At 44.2% G+C, this 11390-nt stretch carries 10 protein-coding genes; all 10 read right to left on the reverse strand.

Annotated elements, in window-relative coordinates; genetic code table 11:
* Positions 1 to 14 precede the first annotated feature (14 nt).
* Positions 15 to 1049, reverse strand: coding sequence for a zinc-binding alcohol dehydrogenase family protein (locus LROSL1_RS07225; protein ID WP_178914200.1), 1035 nt, complete (start codon positions 1047 to 1049; stop codon positions 15 to 17).
* Positions 1050 to 1330: 281 nt separating this feature from the next.
* Positions 1331 to 1666, reverse strand: coding sequence for a hypothetical protein (locus LROSL1_RS07230; protein ID WP_017261968.1), 336 nt, complete (start codon positions 1664 to 1666; stop codon positions 1331 to 1333).
* A 69-nt stretch (positions 1667 to 1735) separates the two neighbouring features.
* The gene (gene lepA / locus LROSL1_RS07235) at positions 1736 to 3577 is read right to left on the reverse strand and encodes a translation elongation factor 4 (protein WP_017261969.1); all 1842 of its coding nucleotides are present in this window, start codon (positions 3575 to 3577) and stop codon (positions 1736 to 1738) included.
* A 261-nt stretch (positions 3578 to 3838) separates the two neighbouring features.
* Positions 3839 to 4972: a molecular chaperone DnaJ gene (gene dnaJ, locus LROSL1_RS07240; protein WP_017261970.1), complete on the reverse strand. Its 1134-nt coding sequence runs from the start codon at positions 4970 to 4972 to the stop codon at positions 3839 to 3841.
* A gap of 174 nt (positions 4973 to 5146) precedes the next feature.
* Entirely contained in the window at positions 5147 to 7012 is a 1866-nt protein-coding gene (gene dnaK / locus LROSL1_RS07245; protein WP_152323444.1) for a molecular chaperone DnaK, read from the reverse strand.
* Between the two features lie 28 nt (positions 7013 to 7040).
* Positions 7041 to 7637 carry a nucleotide exchange factor GrpE gene (gene grpE, locus LROSL1_RS07250; RefSeq protein WP_017261972.1) on the reverse strand — a complete coding sequence of 199 codons (597 nt, stop codon included), beginning with the start codon at positions 7635 to 7637 and terminating at the stop codon, positions 7041 to 7043.
* A gap of 53 nt (positions 7638 to 7690) precedes the next feature.
* Entirely contained in the window at positions 7691 to 8734 is a 1044-nt protein-coding gene (gene hrcA, locus LROSL1_RS07255; protein ID WP_026017153.1) for a heat-inducible transcriptional repressor HrcA, read from the reverse strand.
* A 210-nt stretch (positions 8735 to 8944) separates the two neighbouring features.
* Positions 8945 to 9919 carry a riboflavin biosynthesis protein RibF gene (ribF, locus tag LROSL1_RS07260; protein ID WP_178914201.1) on the reverse strand — a complete coding sequence of 325 codons (975 nt, stop codon included), beginning with the start codon at positions 9917 to 9919 and terminating at the stop codon, positions 8945 to 8947.
* A gap of 41 nt (positions 9920 to 9960) precedes the next feature.
* Complete coding sequence (truB, locus tag LROSL1_RS07265) at positions 9961 to 10869, reverse strand: tRNA pseudouridine(55) synthase TruB (protein WP_178914202.1); 909 nt, start codon at positions 10867 to 10869, stop codon at positions 9961 to 9963.
* Positions 10870 to 11004: 135 nt separating this feature from the next.
* A complete protein-coding gene (rbfA, locus tag LROSL1_RS07270) occupies positions 11005 to 11367 on the reverse strand; it encodes a 30S ribosome-binding factor RbfA (protein ID WP_017261976.1) in 363 nt (120 codons plus the stop codon).
* Between the last annotated feature and the right edge of the window lie 23 nt (positions 11368 to 11390).

Here is an 11390-nt window from a genome sequence, read left to right on the forward strand (position 1 = left end):
CTTTTAAAAATTAATTAGGCTTTTTCACTGCCGTTAAACGGTCCGGTAACAACCACTTTACCGACCATCTTGTTGGCTTCAACTAATTGATGTGCAGCACGCAGATTGTCAGCGTTGATGCCTGAATCAATCGTCGCGGTTAACGTCGTGTGCAAGATTTGCTGATCCGCCAATTCCGCGATTTTTGCCAATAATTGACCTTGAGAGCTAAGGTCGACACCATAATCACTTTTTGCAAACATATATTCCCAATCAAAACTAGCAGCCTTATTCTTCAACAGTCCCATCGGCAATGGCTCACGATTCTCGACGATAGATGCGACATGACCGAACGGCTTAATTAATTTTGCTGCCGTTTCAAAGTACTGATCGGTGGAGTGCAGAATTAAGATACCATCAAAGAAATTGATTCCTGCATCTGCCACTTGAGGCGCCAAGGCTTCACGATGATTAAAAATGTGAGTGGCGCCCATTTTTTTGACCCAATCACGAGTTTCTGGGCGTGATGCTGTCGCTGAAACAGTCAATCCCGCCCACTTAGCCAGCTGAATGGCGACAGAACCCACCCCGCCAGCACCATTGATGATTAACAATTGTTGGCCAGTATTAGCGTCAGCAGCCATTTTAAAACCCATTTTAGTAAAGAGAACCTCACTGGCCGTCAATGACGTTAATGGCAACGCTGCTGCCTCGGCATCCGTTAAGCGCTCAGGAGCATGTGCAATCAAACGGGCATCGACTGCCTGTTCTTCGGCATTGGCGCCATCGCGAGCGGTACTACCTGCATAGAACACACGATCACCAATCTCAAAATGATCAACCGCACTGCCAATTTCGGCAATTTGTCCAACTGCGTCATAACCAAGAATTGTACCCACTGTCTGACTTGTTAACGCTTGGCGTAACTTGGTATCGACGGGATTAACGGATACTGCCGTAATCTTAACACGAACGTCATGCTCCCCAACGTTGGGTGTTGGTCGAGTACCATCAATCATCGCAGCCCGTTCATCGATATTTTGTGTGCCAAATGATTCAATTACCCTCATTGATTTTGACCTCCAACCTTTTTCTAAACTCTATTGTCCCAAAAAATAACTGAAAATACCATCACTGAGCTTGTACCAACAGTTTATCATTTCTATAACCAACTGTTGAAACCACTAGATTAATAGCCTACTAGGCCAGCGCAACTAGTGGACATAACAGGCCGATCTTCGTCCGTAGAATAAAAAAATCTCTCTGCGCCGAATTAGTCTACTAATCGACACAAAGAGATATTAATCAGTTATTATCAGTGGCTTAAAACACCGAAGGCACCCACACCAGTTTATTCACCAACGTGTTCCCGCTCGGCCGCTTTCCGAACTTTTGCATACCGTTCCCGCCCATCATCTGTCAAAATGTGGCTGGCCAAGTATTTCAATAACTCATTTTCATCTTGGAATACCCGCGGATTATGCTGTCCGTGAAGACGAAGATCAATCTCGTCAATCTTTAACCGCCCAGTCCAACTATGACTGTACTTAGCAATCAAACGGTTATTGAGCTTCTTCTTACCAAAGCGGAGAACGTACACGTGTTGTGGCACCATCATCGGCCGAATATACGTCTTCTCATATTTAAACTGACTTGCTTTCAAAAACGTTTTGGTCCGTGCTAACACACGCTCACCTCCAATTTGTCTTTCTTATTTTGCTCATTAATTCACCAATAGTCAATGTCAAATGAACAATTATTTTGTTTTATGACTTTCTTCTTCGTCAGTCTGAAGAACAGCCATAAATGCTTCTTGTGGCACATCAACGATTCCGACGGCTTTCATCCGTTTTTTACCGACTTTTTGCTTCTCGAGTAACTTCATCCGCCGCGTACGGTCACCACCATATAAGTGAGCCGTTACATCTTTCCGATAAGCCTTGATGTCAGACCGGGCCACTACTTTGGCACCAATGGCCGCTTGGACTGGGATTTCAAAGTTCTGACGAGGAATGATTGTTTTTAAACGACCAACAATGGTCCGACCACGATTGGCTGCAAATTCGCGTGCAACAATAAAACTCAGCGCATCAACTTTATCCCCGTTCAGTAAGATATCAATCTTAACAAGATCGCCTGGTCGGTATTCATCCAACTCATAATCTAAGGATGCATAACCACGGGTGCTACTTTTAAGACGGTCAAAAAAGTCAAAGATGATTTCAGATAATGGCATGTAGTATATCACGTTTACCCGGTGATCATCAAGATATGCCATCGTATCAAAGTCACCGCGTTTTCGCTGACATAATTCCATCACCGCACCAACGTAATCATTTGGCACCATGATGGTTGCCTTAACGTAAGGCTCATTGATTGTTTTAATGTTAGATGGGTCAGGCATTTCAGAAGGATTTTCCACAATGACTTGAGAACCATCAGTCATATCAACATGATACGTAACAGACGGTGCCGTCGTAATTAAGTCCAAATCAAACTCACGTTCTAACCGTTCCTGAACCACGTCCATATGCAGCATTCCTAGGAATCCACAACGAAAACCTGAGCCCAATGCCTGTGACTTCTCCGGTTCAAAAACTAATGCTGCATCGTTAAGCTGTAACTTCTCCAAAGCGTCACGCAAGTCGTTGTACTTACCATTATCGGTTGGATATAATCCTGCGTAGACCATTGGATTCATCTTACGATAACCTGGTAAGGCCTTTTCGGTCGGATTAACAGCATCCGTCACCGTATCACCCACTCGTGTATCCGCAATGTCCTTAATGGATGCAGTGATATAGCCAACATCCCCCGCCATCAACACGTCACGTTTGATTGGCTTCGGCGAGTTAACGCCGACTTCGGTCACTTCATACTCTGTTCCCGAATTCATCAAACGAATGTGGTCACCGGGCTTAACCGTTCCCTCCATAATTCGGAGGCTCAAAACAACCCCACGATAATCATCATAGATTGAATCAAAAATCAACGCTTTTAATGGTTTGTCCAAATCACCAGTTGGCGCCGGTACCTGGTGCACGATTTGCTCAAGAATATCAGTTATCCCAATCCCACTCTTGGCACTTGCTAAAACAGCATTAGATGCATCAATCCCAATATCTTCTTCAATTTCCTCACGAACAACTTCTGGCTGAGCCGATGGCAAGTCAATCTTGTTAATAACTGGCAGAATCTCTAGATCATTATCTAACGCTAAATACGTATTCGCTAATGTCTGTGCTTCTACACCCTGAGCAGCATCTACCACCAATAAAGCCCCTTCACACGCCGCTAATGAGCGTGAGACTTCATAAGAAAAATCCACGTGTCCAGGCGTATCAATTAAGTGAAAGATATAGGTTTCCCCGTCCTTCGCGTGATAGTGTAACTCCACTGCGTTTAACTTGATTGTAATCCCACGTTCACGCTCCAGCGGCATGTCATCTAGCACTTGATTCTGCATTTCCCGTTTGGACACAGTATCGGTCAATTCTAGAATGCGATCAGCCAAGGTTGATTTACCGTGATCGATATGGGCAACAATCGAAAAATTTCGAATATGTCGCTGTCGTTCCTGCATTTCCGTTAGATCCATGCACATTTCCTCCCTGCAACTCACGAAGCTAACCTTCGGTATTGTTACACATTACCTTTTGATAACGTTGAATTCTAAACACTTATTATACCAATGATCTTGCCCTGCGACAATTTATATCAAACAAATGATCGCCTAAAGTCTCCACTAGCATTCAAATAATCGACAAAGCTTAAACTCGCCAGTATAAAGATAAAGACGTATCCCGCAGTCATTTTACCGCAGAATACGCCTTTATCATTCATTTCGTTCAACTGCTTGTTAACGTCGGCCGAATAGACCGCCATGACCAGTTGGGACATCCTCGCCGCTAGCTTTAGCAAAAGCCTTAAGCGCATCCTTTTGAGCCTTATTAAGACCCTTAGGCGTTTGAACAGTTACTGTAACCCGTTCATCACCATTACCATTACCACGCAAATGAGGTGCACCCTTACCGCGCAACCTGAAATTAGTACCAGTCTGAGTGCCAGCTGGAATCTTCAAGTTAACGTTACCATGCACTGTTTTTACTTCAATTTCGTCACCTAACGCGGCTTGAGCAAACGTCAGTGGTTGACTGAAGTAAATGTCGGCACCATCACGCTGAAAGTCTTTGCTTGGTTGAACCGTGAAGACAATGTACAGGTCTCCGTAAGGACCGCCATTCGTTCCAGCCTCACCTTGACCTTGTAACCGCATTTGTTGACCATCGTCGACACCTGCAGGAACAGTGACTTCGATTTCGTGATTTTCAGTGTTGTGACCTGTACCATGACAAGTTGGGCACTTTTCTTTGATTTCTTTACCAGTTCCGCCACAAACGTCACAAACTTGTTGTGAACGCATCTGACCAAGTGGTGTGTTCCGGACTGTTTCAACGTACCCAGTACCACCACATTTATGACACGTTACCGGAGAAGTACCGGGTTTAGCTCCATTACCGCCACAAGTGTGGCAAACTTCTTCACGGTCATATTTAATTGTTGTTTTTTTACCGAAAATGGCTTCTTCGAACTTCAAGCTCATCGAGTACTGTAAGTCCTGACCAGGTTGCGGTGCGCTTGGATTGCGGCGAGATGCACCACCGCCCCCAAACATTTGACTAAAGATATCGTCAAAACCGCCAAAGCTTTGACCACCACTAAAGCCGCCAAAGCCCTGACCTCCGAAACCACCTTGGCCACCGCCGAACTGCTGCCCAGCATCACCATATTGGTCATATTGTTGGCGCTTTTGCGGATCGCCAATCTTTTCGTAAGCATCAGCAACTTCCTTAAACTTTTCCTCAGCATCTGGGGCCTTATTCAAGTCCGGATGGTACTTTTTGGAAAGTTTGCGAAACGCCTTTTTAATCTCATCCTGAGACGCATCCCGGCCCACGCCGAGCACGTCATACGGGTCTCTTCCTTGAGACATGTGTGAACCCCCAATTAAAGCTTGTCATCTCGATAACCTAGTACCGATACTATGAGCTTCTGCCTTTTGTTTAGTATTGCGTAAGTTTACCACAGAAATGGTCCTCACATACACAAAGAGTCAAAGATGCGCATGCGCCTTTGACTCTTGTATCGCTATTTCTTATGCGAGAAACTACTTCTTGTCGTCAGGGTTAACCTCTTTAAAGTCGCCGTCAACTGTCTTGCCATCGCCGTCAGCAGAACCTGCTTGACTGCCATCCTGACCAGCCGCAGAACCATCGGCAGCTTGTCCGGAACTAGCGTTTTGTTGATACAACTTAACCGTAAGGTCTTGAACGATCTTGTTCAATTCATCCTTCTTGGTCTTCATTTCTTCAACGTTGTTATCAGATTGGGCCTTCTTCAATGCATCACGTGCATCGGTTGCCTTCTTAACTTCGTCATCAGAAACCTTACCCTTGAGTTCTTCCAAAGTCTTGTCAACTTGGAACAATAATTGATCGACTTCGTTCTTAAGGTCAGCGTCTTCCTTGCGTTTCTTATCGGCATCAGCGTTTTCTTCGGCTTCCTTCTTCATCCGTTCGATTTCATCGTCAGACAAACCGGAGTTACTCTTAATGGTAATCTTTTGTTCCTTGTTCGTTCCCATATCCTTAGCGGAAACGTTAACGATCCCGTTCTTATCAATGTCGAACGTGACTTGAATTTGTGGCACACCACGAGGTGCAGCTGGAATATCACTTAATTGGAAGTTACCCAATGTCTTGTTATCAGCTGCCATTGGCCGTTCACCTTGGAGCACGTGAATATCAACGGCTGGTTGGTTATCAGCAGCAGTTGAGAATGTTTGACTCTTAGACGTTGGAATCGTTGTGTTACGATCAATCAACTTCGTGAAGACACCACCCATGGTTTCGATACCAAGTGACAATGGCGTAACGTCAAGCAAAACAACATCCTTCACATCACCAGTGATAACACCACCTTGAACAGCGGCACCAAGAGCAACGGCTTCATCAGGGTTGATAGAATGGTTAGGTTCCTTACCTGCCATGTCCTTAACAGCCTCTTGAACAGCTGGAATCCGAGTAGAACCACCGTTTAAGATAACTTCGTCAATGTCGTCCATTGATAAGTCAGCATCGCGCAAAGCATTTTGAACGGGTGTTTTAGTCCGTTCGATTAAGTCAGCCGTCATTTGGTTAAATTGTGCACGTGACAAGGTTTCTTCCAAATGTAATGGGCCGTTATCACCACTGGAAATAAATGGCAAACTAATTTGTGCTTCATTAACACCTGACAGATCCTTCTTGGCCTTTTCAGCAGCATCCTTCAACCGTTGCATAGCCATGGTGTCTTTAGATAAGTCCACACCGTTGGTCTTCTTAAAGCCATCAACTAACCAGTCAATGATCTTCTGGTCAAAGTCATCACCACCAAGATGCGTGTCACCATTGGTTGACAGAACATCAAAGACACCGTCACCTAATTCAAGGATAGAAACATCAAATGTCCCACCACCAAGGTCGTAAACTAAGATTTTTTCATCTTTGTCTTTTTTGTCCAAACCATAAGCAAGTGCTGAAGCCGTTGGTTCGTTAATGATTCGTTCAACGTTTAAACCGGCAATTTTACCAGCATCTTTTGTTGCTTGACGTTGTGCATCGTTGAAGTAAGCAGGAACAGTAATAACTGCTTGTTCAACCTTTTCACCAAGGTAATCTTCAGCAAACCCCTTGATATATTGTAAAATCATTGCTGAAATTTCTTGAGGAGTATATTTCTTACCTTCAATATCAACCGTGTAACCTGCCTCACCCATGTGACGCTTGATTGAACGAACGGTGTTAGGGTTAGTGATTGCTTGTCGTTTGGCAACTTCACCAACCTGTGTCTCACCATTCTTGAATGAGACAACGGAAGGCGTTGTCCGATTACCTTCTGGATTAGCGATAATCTTTGGTTGACTGCCTTCAAGAACAGCAACCGCTGAGTTCGTAGTACCTAAGTCAATTCCAATAATTTTAGCCATTTTTATAAACTTCCTTATTATTTAATCTAATTGCTTACTGCGCGACAACGACCATTGCTGGACGTAAAACGCGATCTTTAAGCATGTAGCCCTTTTGAAGCACTGCCACAACAGTATCCGGTTTCTGATCGGGGCCAACCGGTGTGGTCTGGACTGCTTGGTGCAACGTTGGATCAAACGGTTTGTTGAGTGCTTCAATCTCCGTCACGTTATTTTCCTTCAAAGCATTTTGAAGGTGGTTATACACCATTTCAACACCGTGTTTCAACTGTTTTGCAGCTTCATCCTGAACGTCAGTATTCAAGGCACGCTCAAGGTTATCCAGCTCGGGAACCACGTCGTGTGCCAATTGTTGACCATCGTACTTCATCAACTGGGCGGTTTCTTTCTTTTGCCGCTGTTGAATGTTGGCAATTTCTGCCTGTGCTCGAAGTAATTGATCGTCCTTCTCCGCTAATTTATCATTCAGCTTATCAATTTCAGCAGATTGATCGACGGTATCATTTTCCGTTGGCTGCTGAACCTTTTTCTTAATGTCCTTAGCCGTTGGATCCTTCGCCTTAGCTGCGTTTGCCTTAGCCTGTTGATCATCTTTTGCTGCTGATGATTGGGCTTCTTTTTTGTTTGACAAACTGCCACCTCCATTTAATTTTATAGTCAAACCACTGGTAACTGGTAAAAGCCTTAGTCATCCAGGTTTCGATAATAATCCAAAAGCTTAGCGGCCAGTTCTTGTCGGAATGCACCAACTAAACCAATCATTCGCGAATATGGCATCCGTGTTGGACCTAACACGGCAATCATACCTCTTCCGTGGGAACCCACATCGTAAGTTCCTGTAACCAAACTATAATGCTTAAGTAAATCATTGGTAATCTCATTACCAATCTTCACCTGTACTTTATTGTCCGGTGGACTTAAAACACTGGCGATATCATCTGACGTATCAAACAATTGATACAGCGATTTTAAGTCCTGCGGGTTGTGGTTAACGGAAAAGTTCAGCAAGTTTAAGCGGCCGCCAACGAAGAAACGTTCCGTAGCTGCTTGATCTAATACACGACCGAAGATTTGTAAAAAACCTTCCGGGGTTTGCATATATTGACCAACTTTTGCAGGAATTTCCACACGCAGTTTGTCCACAATTTCAGTAATTGGCAAACCAACTAACTGATCATTAATCAGACGAACCACTGTTTCCAGCTGATCGCTGGACATTGAGCGTGGAATCGTGAACGTTTGATTAGCAACTTCACCGCTGTCCATTACCAAAATTGCCATCACCTGTCGATTGCCTAAAGGCACTAACCGAAAACCACTTAGTCGCGCATCTGCCTGTTCAGGCTTAAGTGTGAAAGCAGTATATGACGTCAATTCCGATAATAAATTGGCCGACTCTTCAATGATTTCATCAATCTTATTAAAAGAACCGCTCAATTCATTTTGGATTAACTGAATATCGGCATGTGCCACCGCATCATTATTAACAAGATGGTCAACATAATAACGGTAACCTGCCAGCGACGGAATCCGTCCCGAAGACGTATGCTCTTTTTGAACATAACCCTGTTCTTCCAACGATGCCATTTCATTGCGAATTGTTGCAGAGCTAACGTGAATCGGTAAGCGCGCTGCAAGGGCCTTAGACCCAACTGCCGCACCGGTTTCCGTATACTCACGCACGATCGCCTGCAAAATCACTTTTTGTCGTTCTGTTAGCGTCTTAATCACCCCTTTTAGCACTTACGCTATTTGAGTGCTAAGAACAGTTACTAATATAACAACTTGGTCAAACAAAGTCAAACAATTTTGGCGACTTCAAACATCTTTTGTTAATTATTTTTTTCAACGCAATTAACCATCGAAAAAACCTCAAAATGGCAACAAAAGAACGGCTCTTTCCTAAATGTGGGGAAAAACCGTTCTTTCATTAAAAAGTTACTGTTTCATCGATAAACGTTCAACGGGTCCTTGTCGGTGTTTCGTCATGAAGGCGCGAGTGTCTGCAGCATCCTGGTCTAGTTGATGCACCAAAGCATCCGCACCGTCAAACTTAACTTGACCACGCAGATACGCACCCCAAGCGACCTTAACCTCTTCACCGTAAACTTCCTGATTAAAATCAAGTAGATTAATCTCGATAGTGATAGGCCGATGTTCACCAAACGTTTCGTTGCGACCTATTGAAGCCATGCCCGGATACCATTGCTGCCCGATTTGGAGCCACACAGCGTAAATTCCAATTCCTGGAACCCGTTCACTCGCTGTCGGATCAACATTAGCCGTTGGATAGCCTAATGTGCGTCCACGCGCCTCACCATGAACAATAATTCCAGTAGTTTGGTAGGTGTAACCCAACAACTCGTTGGCTTGTGCCAGTTGGCCATCATCAATTAACTCACGAATTCGCGTCGAACTATCCTTGGCCTGGTCAATTGCCACTTGTTTGACCTCGACCACATCAAAACGCCCTTTAGCATAAGTCGGCAATTGTGCCATACCAGCAATTGCCTTTTTGCCATACGTGTGATCAAATCCGGCAACCACGGCCACCGCATGCAAACCAACCATGTAATCGTCAACAAATTTCTGTGGAGCAACCGCCGATAACTGGGAGGTAAAACTAATGCCATACACAATATCAACGCCGAGCTGATCTAATAATTCTAATTTACGGTCAAACGTCGATAAATAGCGAAAGGAGTCAACGGATGTCTTGTAGACAATTGAAGGATGATGCGTGTATGTCAGCACCGCAAGCTTGACACCTCGTTCATTGGCCAATTTACGTGCCCGCTCAATTACCGTTTGATGACCAATATGCACACCATCGAAAAATCCCATTGCTAAAACAACCGGTCCATCAGGAATTTGTTCTGGTCGGTATGGATGTCGTAAATAAATAACTTGCAATGTTTCGCACCTTCAATATCAAAAATTTTAATTTACATTCATTACAGATGATTCGAAAACATTTTCAGTGGCTTGGCTACTTTACCGTCAGTTGACAATTGGTAAAGCGCCTTAATATGATTCTGGAACTTAAGGGCAGTGACCTTTTGATCAACTAATACAGAGGGCGACAAAAAACCGCCATTTGTAACAATCTGCCATTCAGCTAACGTTAGCTCTGTCACGGGATAATGAGCCAGCGCAACATCAATTGGCAATAAATACTGATTAATAGTGCCGGTAGTCATTGCGTCGGCAACCTGTTCTAAAGTGACTGTTTGTGACAGATCAAAGCCACCACTTTTCAAACGTGTCAAATCGCTCATAACGGCGGGGACACCCAATGCTTCACCCAATTGAACGGAAAGCGTTCGAACATAAGTCCCCTTACCACAGCCAATTTCAAACGGAATCACTTGAGTTCCGTTTTCTTTGTCGAAACTCGTTGGTCCCGTTTGTTCGAAACGATCAACATGAATGTGACGCAATGGACGTTCAACTGTTTCCCCAGCCCGAGCGTACTCGTATAACTTGCGCCCATTAACTTTGACTGCTGAATACATCGGTGGAATTTGATCAATGTCACCAATCAGTCCCATCATAGCGTGCAAAATTTGAGCATCAGTAAATGGCTGCGGCAACGGTTTTCGAGCAATCTCTGCCCCGTCTAAATCTTCGGTTTCCGTGGCAAACCCCAACGTTACTGTGCCACGGTAAACTTTCCCTGACGCCATTAAATACGGCACGACCTTCGTAGCCGGTCCCACACAGATAGGCAACACACCATCAACATTGGGATCTAACGTTCCTGAATGGCCAATCTTTTTTGTGTGCAATATTTTTCTCAGTTTAAAAACCACGTCATGACTCGTCATTCCACGCGGCTTATTAATCGGCAAAATGCCTTCCATGGCAGCAGAACCTCACTTCATCTTTTAAGGATGCACCAGCCTACAGCGGTCCATCAATTTGAATTAATAACGGTCACAATTATAACCTAGCAAAAACTAAAAAGCGACTGCCAGTCTTGGCAGTCGCTTTAATGATTAGTCACGTTCTTGTTGGTGTAATTTATTAATTAATTCATCAATATGATTACCATACTGAACGGATTTATCTTGCTCAAACGTGATTTCAGGTGTCTTGTAAATGCTTAGCCGACTGCCAAGTTCGCTACGAATCAAACCACTAGCCTTGCTCAATCCAGCTGCAGCCTTTTCGTTATCACTTGCCTTGTCGGACAAGATACTGTAATACAATGTTGCCTCTTGCAAGTCGCCCGTTACCTCAACACCGGTAATAGTGACACCGGCTACACGAGGATCACGAACCCGTTTAAGCAAAATATCAGCAACTTCACGTTGAATCTCCTGTTCCAGGCGACCCACACGATAATGCTTATTTGGCATCGTCTTTCACTCCTAACGTTACT

This window comes from Furfurilactobacillus rossiae (assembly GCF_013394005.1).
GTDB classification, from domain to species: domain Bacteria; phylum Bacillota; class Bacilli; order Lactobacillales; family Lactobacillaceae; genus Furfurilactobacillus; species Furfurilactobacillus rossiae.

Coding starts and splice junctions, on each gene's coding strand:
- truB (WP_178914202.1), bottom strand. CDS start 10,869: ATGGAAGGCATTTTGCCGATTAATAAGCCGCGTGGAATGACGAGTCAT.
- rbfA (WP_017261976.1), bottom strand. CDS start 11,367: ATGCCAAATAAGCATTATCGTGTGGGTCGCCTGGAACAGGAGATTCAA.
- dnaJ (WP_017261970.1), bottom strand. CDS start 4,972: ATGTCTCAAGGAAGAGACCCGTATGACGTGCTCGGCGTGGGCCGGGAT.
- lepA (WP_017261969.1), bottom strand. CDS start 3,577: ATGGATCTAACGGAAATGCAGGAACGACAGCGACATATTCGAAATTTT.
- LROSL1_RS07225 (WP_178914200.1), bottom strand. CDS start 1,049: ATGAGGGTAATTGAATCATTTGGCACACAAAATATCGATGAACGGGCT.